General features: G+C 75.7%; 14 protein-coding genes. 12 read left to right on the top strand and 2 right to left on the bottom strand.

All coding sequences use genetic code 11. The annotated features are described in order from the left end of the window. Positions 1-64: 64 nt before the first annotated feature. From EV374_RS02570 to EV374_RS02590, 5 genes are all read left to right on the top strand, one after another. Positions 65-766: a response regulator transcription factor gene (locus tag EV374_RS02570; protein WP_089003225.1), complete on the top strand. Its 702-nt coding sequence runs from the start codon at positions 65-67 to the stop codon at positions 764-766. Next, positions 763-2,319, top strand: a complete 1,557-nt coding sequence (locus tag EV374_RS02575) for a sensor histidine kinase (RefSeq protein ID WP_132231128.1) — start codon at positions 763-765, stop codon at positions 2,317-2,319. The genes EV374_RS02570 and EV374_RS02575 overlap by 4 nt, the downstream gene beginning before the upstream one ends. Positions 2,320-2,381: 62 nt before the next feature. Further along, a complete protein-coding gene (locus tag EV374_RS02580; protein WP_132231129.1) occupies positions 2,382-3,962 on the top strand; it encodes a trypsin-like peptidase domain-containing protein in 1,581 nt (526 codons plus the stop codon). Between the two features lie 176 nt (positions 3,963-4,138). Next, positions 4,139-4,810, top strand: a complete 672-nt coding sequence (locus EV374_RS02585) for a BON domain-containing protein (protein WP_132231130.1) — start codon at positions 4,139-4,141, stop codon at positions 4,808-4,810. Between the two features lie 186 nt (positions 4,811-4,996). Continuing rightward, positions 4,997-6,058: a glycosyltransferase family 4 protein gene (locus EV374_RS02590; RefSeq protein ID WP_132231378.1), complete on the top strand. Its 1,062-nt coding sequence runs from the start codon at positions 4,997-4,999 to the stop codon at positions 6,056-6,058. Between the two features lie 10 nt (positions 6,059-6,068). On the opposite strand, the gene EV374_RS02595 is transcribed toward EV374_RS02590, so the two are convergent. After that, positions 6,069-7,613, bottom strand: a complete 1,545-nt coding sequence (locus EV374_RS02595) for a serine/threonine-protein kinase (RefSeq protein WP_132231131.1) — start codon at positions 7,611-7,613, stop codon at positions 6,069-6,071. A gap of 248 nt (positions 7,614-7,861) precedes the next feature. On the opposite strand from EV374_RS02595, the gene EV374_RS02600 reads away from it, so the two are divergent. From EV374_RS02600 to EV374_RS02620, 5 genes are all read left to right on the top strand, one after another. After that, positions 7,862-8,695 carry a patatin-like phospholipase family protein gene (locus EV374_RS02600; RefSeq protein WP_132231132.1) on the top strand — a complete coding sequence of 278 codons (834 nt, stop codon included), beginning with the start codon at positions 7,862-7,864 and terminating at the stop codon, positions 8,693-8,695. Next, a complete protein-coding gene (locus EV374_RS02605) occupies positions 8,695-9,711 on the top strand; it encodes a 1-acyl-sn-glycerol-3-phosphate acyltransferase (protein ID WP_132231133.1) in 1,017 nt (338 codons plus the stop codon). Before EV374_RS02600 ends, EV374_RS02605 begins: the two co-directional genes overlap by 1 nt. Positions 9,712-9,720: 9 nt before the next feature. Then, positions 9,721-10,041 (top strand): divalent-cation tolerance protein CutA, encoded by a 321-nt coding sequence (gene cutA, locus EV374_RS02610; RefSeq protein ID WP_132231134.1) that lies wholly within the window; start codon positions 9,721-9,723, stop codon positions 10,039-10,041. 47 nt (positions 10,042-10,088) lie between these two features. Beyond that, positions 10,089-13,832, top strand: coding sequence for an SCO7613 C-terminal domain-containing membrane protein (locus EV374_RS02615; RefSeq protein ID WP_132231135.1), 3,744 nt, complete (start codon positions 10,089-10,091; stop codon positions 13,830-13,832). A gap of 153 nt (positions 13,833-13,985) precedes the next feature. Next, positions 13,986-15,035, top strand: coding sequence for an acyl-CoA desaturase (locus EV374_RS02620; RefSeq protein WP_132231136.1), 1,050 nt, complete (start codon positions 13,986-13,988; stop codon positions 15,033-15,035). Between the two features lie 58 nt (positions 15,036-15,093). On the opposite strand, the gene EV374_RS02625 is transcribed toward EV374_RS02620, so the two are convergent. Next, positions 15,094-15,867 carry a hypothetical protein gene (locus tag EV374_RS02625; RefSeq protein WP_132231137.1) on the bottom strand — a complete coding sequence of 258 codons (774 nt, stop codon included), beginning with the start codon at positions 15,865-15,867 and terminating at the stop codon, positions 15,094-15,096. 200 nt (positions 15,868-16,067) lie between these two features. Between EV374_RS02625 and EV374_RS02630 the strand changes: the two genes are divergently transcribed. Further along, positions 16,068-16,361, top strand: coding sequence for a 4a-hydroxytetrahydrobiopterin dehydratase (locus EV374_RS02630; protein WP_132231138.1), 294 nt, complete (start codon positions 16,068-16,070; stop codon positions 16,359-16,361). Further along, positions 16,358-17,509 (top strand): FHA domain-containing protein, encoded by a 1,152-nt coding sequence (locus EV374_RS02635; RefSeq protein ID WP_132231139.1) that lies wholly within the window; start codon positions 16,358-16,360, stop codon positions 17,507-17,509. Before EV374_RS02630 ends, EV374_RS02635 begins: the two co-directional genes overlap by 4 nt. Positions 17,510-17,554: the final 45 nt, after the last annotated feature.

A 17,554-nucleotide genomic window follows, 5' to 3' on the forward strand; every position in this document is an offset into this window, starting at 1 on the left:
CCTCACAGGTTCTTTCCAGCGAGTGCCCAGCGCGGACGCAGCGAGAGCACGGATGATGGGCGGCATGGCCGCTACCCAGACCGAGGCGCGACTGCTCGTCGTCGAGGACGATCCCAACATCCTCGAACTGCTCTCCGCGAGTCTGCGCTTCGCGGGCTTCGACGTGGCCACCGCGACGAGCGGCAGCGCCGCCCTCAACGCCGCCAAGGACCACCGCCCCGACCTGGTGGTGCTCGACGTGATGCTGCCCGACCTGGACGGCTTCGAGGTCATCCGGATGCTGCGCGAGGGCGGCACCCGTACGCCGGTGGTCTTCCTCACCGCCCGTGACGCGACCGACGACAAGATCCGTGGGCTCACCCTGGGCGGGGACGACTACGTCACCAAGCCGTTCAGCCTGGAGGAGCTGACCGCCCGGATCCGGGCGGTGCTGCGGCGAACCAGCAGCGGCGAGCAGGCGCCCTCCCGGCTCACCTTCGCCGACCTGGAGTTGGACGAGGAGACCCACGAGGTGCACCGGGCCGGCCAGCGGGTGCAGCTCTCGCCGACCGAGTTCAAGCTGCTGCGCTACCTGATGCTGAACGCCAACCGGGTGCTGTCCAAGGCGCAGATCCTCGACCACGTGTGGAACTACGACTTCCGGGGCGACGACAACATCGTCGAGTCCTACATCTCCTACCTGCGCCGCAAGGTGGACAACACCCAGCCCCGGCTGATCCACACCCTCCGAGGCGTCGGCTACGTCCTGCGCAAGCCGGCGGCGTGAAACCGCTCGACCAGGGCAAGGCGCGGCTGCGCAGCGTCCCGCTGCGGGTCAAGCTGGTCGCCGCGGTCCTGGCCCTGGTCGCGGCCGCGCTCCTGGTGATCAGCTCCCTGACCGCCTTCTTTCTCCGCAACTACCTGGTCGGCCAGGTGGACGGCCAGATCGAGTCGGCCAGCCAGGGGCTCGGGCAACTGCTGCCCGGGCTCCGCAGCGGCAGGGTCGAGGCGATGCTGCCCAGCAGCTACGTCGTTTCGCTCGCCGACGAGAATCAGGTGCACAGGCCGGTCTACGACGACATCAGCCTCAACCCCGAGCAACTGCCCAGTTTTCCCAGCGACCGGAGCGGCTTCATCGCGCTGGAGGGCGAGCCCCGCACCGTCGTGTCCCAGGACGGTCGCACCCGCTGGCGGGTGGTCTACGCGGGACAGAAGGACGGCTCGGTGCTGGCCGTGGGCCAGCCGCTCACCCAGGTGGATCGCGCCGTGAAGCAGCTGGTCTGGATAGACCTGCTGGTCGGCGGAGCGGTGCTGGTCCTGCTCGCCTCCATCGGCGCGGCGATCGTCCGGACCAGCCTGAAGCCGCTGGTGGAGATAGAACGTACGGCCGCCGCCATCGCCGGTGGCGACCTCACCCGGCGGGTGCCCGACCCGGAGCAGGGGCAGCCCGTCCCCACGTCCGAGCTGGGGCGGCTCTCCCGGGCGTTGAACGCCATGCTGAACCAGATCGAGGTCGCCTTCACCGCGCGGGCCGCCTCGGAGCTGGCCGCCCGGTCCGCCGAGGCCGCCGCTCGGGAGGCGGCCGGCGCGGCGCGGGCCTCCGAGGCGCGTGCCCGCCGCTCCGAGGAGCGGATGCGGCAGTTCGTCGCGGACGCCTCGCACGAGCTGCGGACGCCGCTGACCACCATCCGGGGTTTCGCCGAGCTGTACCGGCAGGGCGCGGCGAGCGCGCCGGAGCAGACCGCCGACCTGCTGCGCCGCATCGAGCAGGAGGCGGCCCGGATGGGGCTGCTGGTGGAGGATCTGCTGCTGCTCGCCCGGCTGGACCGGGAGCGACCGCTCGCCCTCGCCCCGGTGGAGCTGCCCGTGCTGGCCAGCGAGGCGGTCGAGGCCGCCCGGGCGGTGGCGCCGGAGCGCCGGATCGAGCTGGAGTTCACCCCCGGCTCCGGTCCGCTGGTCGTCTACGGCGACGACGCCCGGCTGCGCCAGATCATCGGCAACCTGATGACCAACTCGCTCACGCACACCCCGCCGGAGGCCTCGGTGACCCTGCGGCTGCGCGCCGAGCCCGGGAACCTGGCCGTGGTCGAGGTGGCGGACACCGGTCCCGGGCTCACCCCGGAGCAGGCGGAGCGGGTCTTCGAGCGCTTCTACCGGGTGGACGCGGCGCGTACCCGGCGGGCCGGCGGCAACACCGGCACCGGCCTCGGCCTGGCCATCGTCGCGGCGCTGGTGCGCGCCCACCACGGCACCGTCGAGGTGGCCGAGACCCCCGGCGGGGGAGCGACCTTCAGGGTCCGGCTCCCGCTCGTGCCGGACGACGAGGGCGATGGCGAGTGACTTTCAGCCAACATTCAGGTGCGTTCCAGGCGGATCGCAGTGGTGCGCGTCAAGGTGGAGACATGACCGAGCACGAGTCCGACCCGCAGCGCCGGCCGGCCCACCCCGACGCCGAGCCGTCGCACCCCACCGCCGAGCTGCCGCGCGCCGAGCGCGCGCAGTCCGACTCCGCCCCCGCCGGTGACTCCGCCCCGACCGTCGGCCTGACCACCGTCCCCGGCGGTGACCCCGCCCCGGCCGCCGGTGACTCCGCCCCGCCCGGGCCCTTCGCGCCCGCCCCGGCCGTTGCGCAGCACCCTGCCGCCGGCCAGCCCCAGCCGTATCATTCGCAGGCTGCCGGCCAGTCCGGTTACCCGCACGCGGCGGGCCAGGCCGGCTACCCGCAGGGCGCGGGTCAGCCCGGCTACCCGCAGGCCGCCGGGCAGCCAGGTCACCCGCAGTCCGGCTACCCGCAGGCCCCCGGTGCACCCTGGTACGGCCAGCAGTCCGGCTGGAGCGGCGGGGGACAGCCGGGACAGCCGTACGGTCACCAGCCGCACCCCTCCGGCCAGCCCGTCCCGCCCTGGGCGGCCCCGCAGACGGCGGGCCCCCGGCCCAGCCGGATCGCCAAGTTCGCCGGCGCCGGGGTGGCGGTCTTCGCGCTGATGCTCGGCTCGGGCGTCGCCGGCGGGGCGCTCGCGCTCGCCGTCGACGGCGACTCGGGCATCACCCGTACCTATTCCGCCGCGCCGATCATCAACGGGGCCGACCTGCCCCGGATCGCCGCCGCCGTGCAGCCCAGCGTGGTCTCGATCGGCACGGACAACGGCGAGGGCTCCGGCGTCATCCTCACCGCCGACGGCTTCGTGCTCACCAACAACCACGTGGTCGCCTCCGCCACCGACGGCAAGGCCGTGGTGACCTTCGCCGACGGCAAGACCGCCGAGGCCAAGATCGTCGGCACCGACCCGAAGACCGACCTCGCGGTGGTCAAGGCCAACGGCGTCAGCGGCCTCAAGGCCGCCACCTTCGGCGACAGCGACGCGATGCAGGTCGGCGACCAGGTGCTCGCCCTCGGCAGCCCGCTGGGCCTCCAGGGCTCGGTCACCGCCGGCATCCTCAGCGCCCGGGACCGCACCATCCAGGCGGGCAGTGGGCAGCAGCGGCAGGACCCGGCGCAGGGGGCCAGCTCGATCGCGGGGCTGCTCCAGACCGACGCGCCGATCAACCCGGGCAACTCCGGCGGCGCACTGGTCAACACCAGGGGCGAGGTGATCGGCATCAACACCGCGATCGCCACCGCCGGGCAGGGCAGCAGCGGCAACATCGGCGTCGGCTTCGCCATCCCCAGCAACAAGGCCAAGGACGTGGCCGGCAAGCTCCAGCGGGGCGAGAAGGTCAGCCACCCGTCGCTCGGGGTCAGCGTGACCCCCGCCGAGGGCGGCGGGGCCCTGGTCGCCGCCGTCACGCCGGGCAGTCCCGCCGAGAAGGCCGGCCTGCAGCGCGGCGACGTGGTCACCCGGTTCGGCGACAAGGTGGTCAACGACTCGGACGACCTGGTCGGCGCCGTGCAGGCCGGCAAGGTCGGCGACCGGGTCGAGGTGACCTACAAGCGCAACGGCACCGAAGCCAGGGCGACCGTGACGCTCGCCGAGACGTCGTAACCGACAACCGAAGACATTCCTCCTCCCTCCGGGCGGCGGGTGGCGGGGCCAAGGGGGTTGGCTCCGTCACCCGTCGCTCTCCTCTGACGGCGGTTCACCCGGTGCGGGTGAGCCGCCGTCACCCGTCGCGCCGGGATCGTCGGCAGTCAGGACCGGCGAGGCGTACGGAGGGTGCGATGACCACGGCAGCGGCCGTTCGGACCGACGAGCGGATCCAGCGGGACGTGCTCGACGAGCTGGCTTGGGACGCCCAGGCACAGCCGAACGAGATCGGGGTGACCGTCCACGACGGCGTGGTCGCCCTGACCGGCTGGGTCGACGGATACGCGCGCAAGTGGGCGGCGCGGCGCTGCGCGCAGCGCGTACGGGGGGTGCGGGCGGTCGCCGACGACGTCGAGGTGCGCTTGCCCGGCGAGCCGGGGCGTACGGACGCCGAGATCGCGATCGCGGCGGGCCGGGCGCTGGAGTGGGACAGCTTCGTCCCCGCCGAGCGGCTGGACGTCACCGTGGCCAACGGCTGGGTGATGCTCCGTGGCGAGGTGGAGTTCGGCTGGCAGCGGCGCACCGCCGAGCGGGAGTTGCGCCGGCTGCGGGGCGTACGCGGGGTGACCAACCTGGTCGAGGTGCGCGCCGTCACCCGTACCGACAGCGAGCGGCTCCGGCGCGACCTCCAGCGGGCGCTGGGGCGCGGCATCGGCACGGAGCGGGTGACCGTCGAGGTGGACGGGGACACGGTCGTGCTGACCGGGGTGGTGCGCTCCTGGTGGGAACGGGACGAGGCGGAGCGGGTGGCCTGGTCCGGCGAGGGGGTTCGGGCGGTACGGGAACGGCTCCTCGTGGGCGGCTGACCGCCCGGATCGTCCCGTTTAGTGGCGCCGCCGCCGGGAACCCGTCGTCGATCCCGCCCGCCCAGCGGGCACCGGTCGCGGCGGGGCCGGCCCGGTGGTGCCACAGCAGTGACCGAGGGGGAGGAATCCGTGGCCGTGAACCATCCGTCGCCCGACCGATCGGCACCGCGGCCGTTGCGGATCGCGATGGTGGTGCCGCCGTGGCTGTCGGTGCCGCCGCCCGGCTACGGCGGGCTGGAACAGGTGGTGACCGGCCTGGTGGAGACGCTTGTCGACCGGGGTCACGCGGTCACCGTGTTCGGGGCGGGCCGGGAGCACGGGACCGCGGCGGCGTTCGTCTCCACGGTGCCCGAACTCCAGTTCGACCGGCTCGGCGAGGCACTGCCCGAGCTGGCCCACCTGGCCCGGGTCAACCACCGGGTCCACGCCGGCGACTTCGACATCGTCCACGACCACACCACCATCGGCCCGCTGATCGCCGGCCACCGGGCCGTGCCCACCGTGGCCACCGTGCACGGCAACCCCGTGGGCGAGTACGGCGACGTGCTCAGCGAGACCGACAGGGGGGTCGGGCTGGTGGCCATCTCGCACGCCCAGCGCCGGCTCAACCCGCCGCTGCACTGGGTCGGCACGGTGCACAACGCGATGGACGTCCGGGGCGTCCCGCACAAGACCGTTCCCGGGCGGGGGCCGGTGCTCTGGCTGGCCCGGTTCAGCCCCGACAAGGGCCCGGACGTCGCCATCCGGGCCTGCCGGGCCGCCGGCCTGCCGCTGGTGCTGGCCGGCAAGTGCAACGAGCCGGCTGAGCGCCGCTACTACGACCAGGTGGTCCGGCCCCTGCTCGGCGAGGACGTCCGGGTGGTGCTCGACGCCGACCGGGCCGAGGCGCTGCGGCTGCTGGTCGAGGCCCGCTGCCTGATCATGCCGATCCGGTGGGACGAGCCGTTCGGCATGGTGATGGTGGAGGCGATGGCGACCGGGACGCCGGTGGTGGCGCTGGACCGGGGTGCGGTGCCGGAACTCGTCCGGCCGGGCAGGACCGGCCTGATCTGCGAGCACGTGGACGAGCTGCCCGGCGCCCTGCGCGCGGCGACGGGCCTCGACCCGGCGGCCTGCGTCGCGCACGTGGCGGAGAACTTCTCCACCGAGCGGATGGCCACCGGCTACGAGGACGTGTACCGCCGCTTCATCGCGGAGGCGGCGTCGCCCGAGGCGGCCCGAGAGCCGGTCCGGGCGCGGGCCCGCTGACCTCCGGCGGTCAGACCCGCGCCGCCCCGAGCGCGGTGATCGCGCTGTCCAGCCGGCGGGCGTACGCGTCGGTGAGGGCACCCTCGCCGCGGCGGATCGCGACCTTCTCGCGGAGCCGGGCGATCCGCTCGCCCAGGTCGCCCGAGCGGGCGCGGGCCGCCTCGGTCAGGTTGCGCAGCTCGTTGCGGAAGTCGAGTCCGACGTCGGGGCGGATCCCCCCGTCGTCGAGACCGGCGCCGATCAGCCCGTCGACCCGGTTGGCCGCCTCGATGAGGTCGCCGCGCTCCGGGGCCGTCGGGGTCGGCCGGGGCGCGACCGGCGGGACGGACGTCGAGGTCGGGGAGGCCGCCGGGGGTGGTGCGGCGTCGGCCGTGGGCGTGGGGGAGGGCGGCGGGTCGGACGGGCCGGTGCTGGGCAGCGCCCGGGGCGGGCTCGGCTCCTCCTGACGGATCGCGGGCACGGCCAGGGCCACCCCCACGAGCAGTACGACCGGCACGATCAGCACCGGGCGCGGCAGCCGGCGACGGCGCTCCCGGGCGTGGCGCGCGCTGCGCGGCTCGGACCCACCGCCCGGTCCTCCCGTGCCCGGCACCGTCCCGTCCGCCGGCACCGCTCCGTCTGCCGGCACCGTCCCGTCCCCCGGGGTCGGGGTGGCCGGCTCGGCGGGCAGGGTCGGGAGGGTGACCGTCGGCGCGAGCATGGTGGCGGCCTGCGGATCGGCGGGGAGCAGCTGGTCGCGCAGGAGGGTGGCGACCTGGCGGGCGGTGGGCCGCGCCAGCGGATCCCGCTCCAGGCAGCGCAGGCAGGTGCGGGCGACCTCCGGCGGCAGGCCCGGCAGGTCGGCCAGCGAGGGCGGGCCCTCCCCGGCGAGCGCCTCGCTGAGCTGCTCCCAGGTGTCCGCCGGGTACGGCACCCGACCGGTCAGCGCCTCGTAGAGCAGCACGCCGAGGGAGTACACGTCGGTGGCCGGCTGGGCGGGTGCCCCGTCGAGCCGTTCCGGCGCCACGTACGCGGGCGTGCCGAAGGTGCCCCCGTCCTCGTCGTCGTCCGGCGCGCCGATCCGGGTGGCGATGCCGAAGTCGAGCACCTTGACCCCCGCCCGGGTCATCATCACGTTGGCCGGGGTGATGTCCCGGTGCACGATGCCGAGCCGGTGCGCGGCGGCGAGCGCGTCTGCCACCTGGGCGGCGACCTCGACCGCCTCGGCCCACGGCAGCGGCCCCTCGGTGAGCCGGACCTCCAACTCCTCGCCGGCCAGCAGCTCCATCACCACGAACGACGTGATCGACCCGTCCGGCGCGACGGTCTCGCCGTAGTCGTGCACCGAGGTGACGTGCGGGTGGACGAGCTGGGCGGCGGCGCGGGCCTCCTCGCGCACCATGTCGCGGAAGCGGGCGTCGGCGGCGAGCGACGGGGCGAGCACCTTCAGCGCCACGATCCGGTCGAGCACCTCGTCGCGCGCCCGCCAGATCACCGACATGCCGCCGGCGCCGATCTGGTCGACGAGCCGGTACCGGCGGGCCAGCAACCGGCCGGGGTGCAGTGCTGGCTTCACGGAACGCACCTGCCTCGCTGTGGGAGCGCTATCAGGTTGCGCGAATGTGTCGGGCCTGTCAACGGTCGACTACCTTCCGGGCCCGGGCCGCGTCGGCGACCTGCCCAACGGGCCGCCCCCCCCGGGCCGACACCGTGCCGTCGCCGTCGTCGTCGCCGGGCGGCCCCCGGGGCCGCCGTCGTCGCCGCCCGGCCGCCGCCGGGCCTGCACCGGGCGGGCACTTTTCCGCCCGTGCCAGGATGGAACGCATGTCGCAGGGACCGGTGGCGTTCGTGCTCGGGGGCGGGGGAGTCCTCGGGGCGGTCGAGGTGGGCATGCTGCGGGCGCTGTTCCGGGCCGGCATCCGGCCCGACGTGGTGCTCGGCACCTCGATCGGGGCGGTCAACGGCGCGCTGGTCGCCGCCGAACCGTCCGAGGCGGTCACCGACCGGCTCGTCCGGCTCTGGGCGTCCCCCGAGGCGAGCGAGGTGTACGGCGACTCGGTGGCCCGCCAACTGCGCCGGTTCGCCGCCCGTACCCACCTGCACTCGCCCCGCCCGCTGCGCAAGCTGCTGGAGGCCGAGCTGGGTGCGGAGACCACCTTCGCCGATCTCAAGGTGCCCTTCCGCTGCTGCGCGGCCAACATCGAGCGGGCCGCCGAGCACTGGTTCGACAGCGGGCCGCTGGTGCCGGCCGTGCTCGCCTCCGCCTCGGTGCCGGGGCTCCTGCCGCCGGCCCGGATCGACGACCAGCACTACATCGACGGCGGGATCGTGAACTCCATCCCGATCGGCGAGGCGGTCGCCGTGGGCGCCACGCGGATCTTCGTACTCCAGGTGGGCCGGATCGAGCGGGCGCTGACCCCGCCCCGGCGACCCTGGGAGATCGCCCAGGTCGCGTTCGAGATCGCCCGGCGGCACCGGTTCGCCCGGGAGATGGCGGCCCTGCCCGACGGGGTGGAGGTGCACGTGCTGCCCACCGGCGGGCTGGAGCCGCGCGACGACACGCCGTGGGCGTACCGGGACATGGCGGCGGTGGGGCGGCGGATAAGCCGCGCCTACACGGCCTCCCGGCGCTACCTGGCGACGCAGTTGGAGCACTGATGCCCCTGCCGCCGCGGTGGGTGCGCCGGCTGCTCCTGGCCCCCGGCGTGGTGCTGCTGGCCTTCCTGGTCGTGACGACCCTGCCGGTCTGGGCGCTGCTCGCGGCGGCCGCCTCGCCGCTGGTCCCGGGCCGGCTGCGGCCGCTGCGCCTGCTCTGGCTCGGCTGCGTCTACCTGGTCTGGGACGCGACGGCGCTGCTCGCGCTCTTCGTGCTCTGGGTCGCCTCCGGCTTCGGCTGGCGGGTCCGCTCGCCCGGCTTCCAGCGGGCGCACTACGTGCTCGCCGGCTGGTTCCTGCGGGCACTGTTCTGGCACGCCCGCTGGGCGCTGCACCTGAGCATCGACGTGGTGGGCACCGACCCGGACACGGCCCTGCCCGGCCGGCCGGAGCTGGTGCTCTGCCGGCACGCCGGGCCGGGCGACTCGTTCATCCTGATCCACGCCCTGGTCAACTGGTTCAACCGGGAGCCGCGGATCGTGCTGAAGGACAGCCTCCAGTGGGACCCGGCGGTCGACGTGCTGCTCAACCGGCTGCCGAACCGCTTCCTCGCGCCGGGGCCGGATCGCCGGGGCTCGGTGACCGAGCAGATCGGGCACCTGGCCCACGGCCTGGACGACGACGACGCGTTCGTGATCTTCCCGGAGGGCGGCAACTTCACCCCCGGCCGCCGGCTGCGGGCCATCGAGAAGCTGCGCGGCCTCGGCCTCGAACGGATGGCGCGGCGCGCGGAGCGGTTGCGGCACGTGCTCGCCCCGCAGCCGGGCGGGCTGCTCGCGGCGCTGGACGCCGCGCCCGACGCCGGGGTGATCTTCGTGGCGCACACCGGCCTGGACCGGATGCTGAGCGTCGGCGACGTGTGGCGGGAACTGCCGATGGACAAGCGGATCATCATGCGTTTCTGGTCGGTGCCGCCCGAGGAGGTGCCGACCGGTCGCCAGGAGCGGATCGACTGGCTTTTCGACTGGTGGGCGCGGATCGACGAGTGGATCGCGGCCAATCGGGACGGTGCCGCGTAGGGTGCGCTGGTGGACCAGATCTGCGTGGTGACGACGGTGGTGGACGCCCGCTCGGTCGCGGACGTGATGGCGGCGGCGGCCGTCGCCGGTCGGCTCGCGGCCTGTGCCCAGGTGGGCGGGCAGGTGGACAGCACCTACTGGTGGCGTTCCGGGGTGGACACCAGCACCGAGTGGTCGGTGCAGTTCAAGACCGCGCCGGACCGGGCCGCCGCACTCGTGGAGCAGATCCGGGCCAGCCACCCGTACGAGGTGCCGGAGATCCTGGTCACCCGGGTGGAGTGCGGCGACCCCGCCTACGCCGTCTGGGTGCACGAGCACACCCGGCCCTGAGTACCCGCACTCTGGTCAGGTGATCTCCCGGCCACCATGATGGCCGGGTGCAGAACACCGGTTACCCCTGTCCCGCCTGCGGCGCGCCGGCCGACCTCGGCTCCGGCTGCTCCGGTTGCGGCCGACCGCCGTACCCGGCCGCCGCCGAGGTGGTCCGGCTCGACCGGGAGATCGTCGCGCTCGGCGGCGAGGTCGAGCGGGCCCGCGCGGCGTACCAGGGACTCGCCGGCCGGCTGAACGCGGCCCGGCACCGTCGGGCGGCGCTGGCCGCCGCGGTCCGGGCGGAGTTCCCCGCCCCGCGCCCGGCGACGCCCGCGACTGCGGGACCGGTGCGCCCCGCGTCCGTCGCGACCCCGGTGTCAACCCGCCCGGTGCCGGGCGTGACCCCGCCGCCGGTCGCGACCCCGGTGCCGGCGTGGCCGGGCCGGGGGCCGGTCGCTCCGGGCCCCGCGCCGGCGGGTGCGGGCGTCGGCGGGGCGGAGACCTCCACCCGTACGGTGCAGGGCCTGCTCTTCGTCCTCGGCGGGCTGCTGCTGGGCACCGCCGCGGTGGTCTTCACGGCGGTGGCCTGGGCGTCGGTGGGGGTCGCCGGCCGGGCCCTGATCCTGTTCGCGTTCACCGCCCTCGCCCTGGCCGCGCCGCTGGTGGCGGTGCGGCGCGGGCTGCGCGGCACCGCGGAGACCTTCGCCGCCGTGGGGCTGCTGCTGGTGCTCCTCGACGGGTACGCCGCCTGGTCGGTGGACCTGGTCGGGGTGGCGGACTGGCCCGCCACCCGGTACGCCGCGCTGGTCGGGGGGGCCGGCGCGGCGGTCGCCGCCGGGTACGCCCGGCTCAGCGGACTGACCGTGCCGTGGTTCGCGGCCCTGGTGACCGCGCAGCCGGTGCTGCCCCTGCTCGTCGTCGACGCCAGGCCGGACGCTGCCGGCTGGGCGATGACCTTCCTGGGGGTGGCGCTGCTCGACCTGGCGGTGCTGGTCGCGCTGCGCCGCCGAAGCGCCCCGGCGGTCGGTGCCGGGACCGTCGGGACGCCGGCGGCCGGTGCCGTCGGGACGCCGGCGGCCGGGGGCCCGACCGTTGGCGGCCCGGTCGCCGGTGCCGTCGCCCCGGCCGGTGTGCCGCCCGCGCCGGCTGGCGAGCGTCCGGCGGTCCTCGCCGGGCGCGTCCTCGCCTGGGTGGGGCACGCGGGCGCGCTGTTCGTGGCCGCGTGCTGCGCGCTCGTACCGCTGGCTCTCGGCCGGGCCGCCGGCGTTCCGCTGCTGGCCGGTGCGCCGCTGCTGCTGGTGGCGCTGGCCCTGCTCGGCACCGCGCTGCTCACCGGCGGGGCGGTGTTCCGCGCCGTGGCCGCCGCGCTGCTGGTGCCGGTGCTGGCCGGCGCGGTGATCCGCCCGGTCCTCGAGCTGGATTTGTCACTGCTGCTCACGGCGCTGGTCGTGGTGGCGCTGGCCGGCGCGGTGCGGCTGCTGCCCGCCGGGTGGCGGACCGGCCCCCGGGCCGGCGCGCTGCTGGTGGTCGGCGGGATGGCGCAGTTCGTCGTGCTGCTGGCCGTCGCGCTCGCCGGCGCCACCGCCGGCCGGTCGCTGCCGCCGTGGCGGGGGGCCGCGGCCGGGCCCGACGCCGACGGGGGGTGGCAGCTTCCGGTGGCGATCGCGCTGACCGTGGCCGCCTTCGGGCTGTTGCTGCCGAGGGCTGCCCGGCCGGCGCTGGCCGCGATCGGCGCGGCGGTCGTCGTGCTGGCGGTGCCGGCCGGCTGGCCGTCGCCCTGGCCCGCGGTGGTGGCGCTGGACCTGGTGGCGGCGGTGGGCCTGCTGGCCGTCGCGGTGGGGCGTCCGGGCGTCCGGTCCTGGACGGTCCTGGCCGCGGGGGTGGCCGGGACCCTCCTGCTCGGGCACGGACTGGTCGTCGGGTTCGCCGCGACGGCGGGTGCGGGTGCGGCGCTCGCGGTGGTGCTGGTCGCCGGGACCGCCGTGGCGGCGGCCGGCCGGCGCGGCACGGCCGTGCAGCGCCGGGTGGCCGGGACGGCGTCGGCCGTCGTGCCGGTCGCGGTACCGGCCGGCGCGGTCGTCGCCCTCCTCGCCGCCGGCGCACCGGCCTGGTGGCAGGCGCGGGCGGCGCTCGCCGCCGTCGCGCTGCTGCCCCTCGGGCTGCTCGCGGTCCGCCGGCACTGGCCCGACCTGCGGGCGTACGCCTCCGTCGGGGTCGCCGTGGCGGTCACGGCGGTCGGGTTGGCGCCGCTGGTTGTACCGGCCGACGAACCGGTGGCGCTCTACGCCGCCGTGGCGGTCCTGCTGGCGGCGCTGGGCGGTGCGGTGCGCTCCGACGTCGTCCTGCGGGTGGCCGGCATCGGGCTGCTCGTGGTGTCGGCCGCCGCCGCCCTGCCGGTGGCGTTGACGGCGCTCGTCGCCCCGTACGGCGAGGTGTCGCCCTGGTCCGGTGCGCCCACCGTCCGGGCCGACCCGGGGGCGTTCCCGGTGGGCCTGGCGCTGGCCGTGCTGGCGGTGGCCGGGGTGCTGGCCGGCCGGCGGGACCGGGCTGCCGTGCGGACCGGCCCCACCGGCGCGGACGCCGGCCATGTGGAGGGCGCCGGCCATGTGGAGGGCGCCGGCCATGTGGAGGGCGCGGTCGTGTCGGCGGGCGCCGGTTGGTGGCGGGCCGCGCTGGTCGCGGTGCCGTTCGCCGCGGCCGCGCTGCCCGTGCTGCTGGTGGCCGCAGGGGTGCCGTGGCCGGTGCTGCCGGTCGGCACGCTGCTCGGCGGGGTGGCTCTGGTGCTGCTCGCCGCCCTGGCCGCACCGCGTCCGCTGCTCGCCCCGGTCGGGCTGCCGGTGGGTCTGGTGCTGGCGGCGTCCGGCCTGCTCGGACTGCTGGCCACCCGGACGGGCACGATCGTCGGCCTCGGCGTGCTCGTCGTCGCGGCAGCGGTGGTCGGGGTGGCGGCCCGCCGGGACGACGCCCGGCTGGGCGGCGCCCTGGTCGCGGTGGCCGCCGCGACCAGCCTCGCTGTCGTCGCGCCGCTGGCCGGCGGGCTGCCGGTACGGGCGGCCACGTTCAGCGTGCTCGCCGTCGCGGTACTCACCCTGGCCGCCGCGGCGGTGCTCGGTCAGGTCGCGGCCGGTCCGGCCCGCCGGGGACGGGCCACGGCGGCGGCGTTGGACGCGGCGGCCCAGGCGGTGGCGCTGGTCGCGCTGCTGCTCGCGGTGGGCTCGCTCCGCCACGCCGCGGCGGTCTGCGTGCTGTGGGGCGCCGCCGTCGCGCTGCGGGTGCTGCCCCGGGGCGAGTCGGCGGGCCGGCGGTGGGCCTTCGCGGGCATCGCCGGCGGCAGTGAGCTGCTCGGCGGCTGGCTGCTGCTGGCCGCCGGCGACGTGGCGGTACTGGAGGCGTACACGGTGCCGGCGGCGGCGCTGGCTCTCGTGGCGGGCGTGGTGGCGCTGCGTACCCGGCCCGGGCTGAACAGCTGGTTGGCGCTGGGCCCGGGGCTCGCGGCCGGGCTGTTGCCGAGCCTGGTGTCCGTGCTGGTGGCTGCGGACCCCCAGCCGTGGCGGCGGCTGCTGCTGGGCGTCGCCGCGCTCGCCGCGGTGCTCGCCGGGGCGACCCGCCGCTGGCAGGCGCCGGTGCTGCTGGGCGGGGTGACCCTGGCACTGCTCGCGCTGCACGAGCTGGTCCGTGGCTGGGACCTGCTGCCCCGCTGGATCTTCCTGGCCGTCGGCGGGTTCACGCTGATCGGGCTCGCCACGACCTACGAGCGGCGTCGCCGGGACCTGGCCCGGCTCCGGGCAGCCGTCGGCCGGATGGGCTGATCGGGCCCGGTCACGGGCGCCGAGGGTAGGGCTCGCCCTACCTCCGACCCGGGGGTGGGCAGGGTTACTCAGCGCAACCGTTCGCCGGAGACTGGAAGCGGGAACGCGCCGGCCGGCGCGCTCCGGGATCGAGGAACGGGAACGGGAGCCGCGATGGTGCTCGGAGCGGTGGCGGACCCGCCGGTACGGCGGGGCAGTGACTACGCGCAGTTGTCCCGGCGGATCAGCGGGGCGGGCCTGCTGGAGCGACGCCCGGGCCGGTACGTGACCCGGATCGTGCTCACGCTTGGCGTCTTCGCGGCGGGCTGGGCGGCCGTCGGCCTGGTCGGCGACTCGTGGGCGCAGCTCCTGGTTGCCGTCTTCCTCGCCGTCGCCACCACCCAGGTCGCGTTCCTCGGCCACGACGCAGGCCACCGGCAGATGTTCCGGCGGCGCGGGCCGAGCGAGGCCATCGGCCTGCTCACCGGCAACCTGGCGGTCGGGCTCAGCTACGGCTGGTGGGTCGACAAGCACAACCGGCACCACGCCAACCCCAACCACGAGGACGAGGATCCCGACGTCGGGGCCGGCGCGCTGGTCTGGACGTACGAGCAGGCCGCCGCGACGCGCGGGTTCGGCCGCCGGCTGGCCCGCCGGCAGGCGTGGCTGTTCTTCCCGTTGCTGCTGCTGGAGGGGCTCGCCCTGCACGTGGCGAGTGTGCAGGCGATCGTGGGGCGGGACTCCGACGGCCGGTTCCGCACCCCGATGCGGCACCGCCGGGTCGAGGCGCTGCTGCTGGTCCTGCACGCCGTGGGCTACCTCGGTGCGCTGCTGCTGGTGATGTCGCCGGTGAAGGCGCTGCTCTTCGTCGCCGTCCACCAGGGGCTGTGGGGCTTCTACATGGGCTGCTCGTTCGCCCCCAACCACAAGGGCATGCCGATGCCCACCGCCGACGACGACCTGGACTTCCTGCGTAAGCAGGTGCTCACCTCCCGCAACGTGCGGGGCGGCCGGCTCGTCGACGTCGCCCTGGGCGGGCTCAACTACCAGATCGAGCACCACCTGTTCCCGAACATGCCCCGGGCCAACCTGCGCCGGGCCCGGCCGATCGTCCGCGCCTACTGCGCCGAGCAGGGCATCCCGTACGCCGAGACGGGGCTGATCGAGTCGTACCGTCAGGCGCTCGCGCACCTGCACGAGGTGGGCCGGCCGCTGCGCGGCTGACACGCGCGAACGGGGGCGGCGCCGACCGGCGCCGCCCCCGTTCCGTGTGCGGTCGGGCTCAGGAGCCCATGGACTCGATCAGCTCCTGCGGGGCCTCCTGCGTGTCGCCCGCGGCGGGCTTCTTGACCGTGACCGGGGCGCCGAAGTCCGAGTAGTTGGTGATCATGGTGCCCAGCGACTCGTGCAGCACCTGGGTGTCGATGGCGAACTCGACGAGCCGGCCCTGGTCGTCCACCCTGGCGGTGAACGGGACGACCTTGGCCTTGTCACCGAGGGCCTGGATGGCCTTGTCGTCGGGCTTGGTGCGGGTGTAGTCGAGGGTGCCGGAGTAGCTGCCCGGGGCGGTTCTCTCGACGTCCACCACGCTGTCGACCATCTGCTTCGCGCCGCCCGGGTCGCCGTCGGGCATCAGGTTGAGCTGACCGCTCTTGCCGAGCTTGGTGGCGTCCATGTGCATCCACTTCTTCGGCATCCCCTGCATGCCGGTGACCTTCAGGTAGACGTCGTTGCCGAGCATCAGGATCCGGAAGGTGCCCTCCGCGCCCATCTTCAGCGTCATGTCGCCGGTCTTGGTGGCCGGGTCCATCACGCCGCTGCCGTTGATGACCGGCGACGTGAGCCGCATCTTGACGGTCTGCTGGTTCAGCTTCTGCGCGGCGGCGGCCAGCTCGGCGCGGGCGTCGGCGGAGGCGCTGCTGGCCGGTGCCGCGCCGGTGGTGCCACCGTCGCCGGCCGGAGCAGCCGTGTCCGTCCCCGTACCGCACCCGGTGAGACCGAGGGCGAGCGCGGCGACGAGCGCGACCCCCGTGGTCGCCAGCCGTCGAGTGTTCATCGTGGAAATCTCCTCACGCAGGGTGAGCCGGGGGCGACACCGGTCGCGGGCCCGGCCGGGCCGCCGGTCAGCCTAACCCCGCCGGTCCACAGCCGCTCATCTATGCCGTGGCGGTCCCCGGGCCGCCGCGCCGGCCGGGGTGGGCCACACCTCCCGCCGCTGGTCGGCGTCGTCGCGACCGGTCCCGGTAGGGTCTCCCCATGGCAGACGTGCTCACCGCCGAAACGGTGCGAGACGAGCTGGGTGGGCTGGCGGGCTGGTCGGGAGACCCCGCCGGGATCACCCGCACCGTGGAGCTGGCCAGCTTCCCGGCGGCCATCGCGGTGGTCGACCGGGTCGCCGTGACGGCGGAGGAACTGGACCACCACCCCGACATCGACATCCGCTGGCGGGCCCTGACCTTCCGGTGCGTCACGCACTCGGCGGGCGGGGTCACGCGGCGTGACCTGGAACTGGCTCGGCGGATCGACGAGATCGTGGGGAGCGTCGGATGAGATTCGAGATCAGCAAGGTGCTGGACGCCATCGAGGGCCGGGTCAGCACCGACCCGTCGCTGGCCCGGGCCGTCGTCGACCTGGCCGAGGTGATCCGCTACCAGGACCTCGACGGCGGCCGGCCGGCGAGCCTGCTCCGCCTCGGCATGGTGATCGACGCCCTCGCCCGGGAGATGGAGGAGGACAGCGTCCCGGTCTACGCGGTGGTCCACCGGGCCCTGCTCTCCGACGCCGACCTCACCTCCAACGAGCGCATGGTGGTCCGCCGGTGGGCCGACGACGGGCTGGTCGAGGTGCTCGACAACCCGGGCGACCGGATGCTGGAGGTGGCGGACCTGCTCGGCCTGCCCGTGCTCACCCGGGTGCGGGCCGACGGCCTGCGCGGGCGCTACCCGTGGCTGGTCGAGCAGGCCGGCCGGGTGCTCGCCCCGGTGCCCGGCGCCGGCGGGCCGGCCTTCGTCGCCCACGTCGGCGGCGGGCACACGCCCGTCGCCGGTGACCGGTCACCGGCCGGCGTGAAGCTGCTCGCCCGGCGCTGGCGCTGCGCGGAGCCCGGCTGCGCGCTCTTCGGCGGTGGTGGGGGCGGCGGCGCCTTCGCCGACCTGTCCCGGGTGGTGGAGCGCAGCCCGGCCGGCCAGCCGCCGCCCACGCTGCGCGGCGGCGTGCCGACGTGCCCCCGGCACGGCACCCGGCTCGGCGACGCCGGTCCGCGACCGCGGAGCGCCGTCCTGGCCGTGCGGGTGGGCGGGCTGATCCGCCGACGCTTCGTGCTCACCGAGGACGAGCCGGCGGTGGTGGGTCGCGCCCCCGAGCAGGCCGGCGGGATCACGCTCGGGCAGTGGCTCAACGACGAGGCGCGCCGCTGGATCAGCCGCAGCCACGTCCGGTTCGAGCTGCGGGTCGGCGAGGTGATCGTGACCGACGTGAGCACCAACGGCTCGGGCATCCGCCCGGGCGGGTCGATGGCGGAGGCCGACCGGGTCCCGCTGGCGCCGCAGCAGTCCCGGGTGCTGGCCGAGGGCGACATGGTGGAGCTCTACCCCGGGGTGCAGATCGGCCGGCCCGACGAGCTTCCCACCGGCGCCCCCTACACGCCCACGTCGGTCATGGCCGAGGCACCCACGATGGCGATGCGCCTGCCCCGCTGAGCCGCCGGGAGACGACGGCGGGCGCCGGGACCGTGGTCCCGACGC

Source organism: Micromonospora sp. CNZ303 (assembly GCF_004345505.1).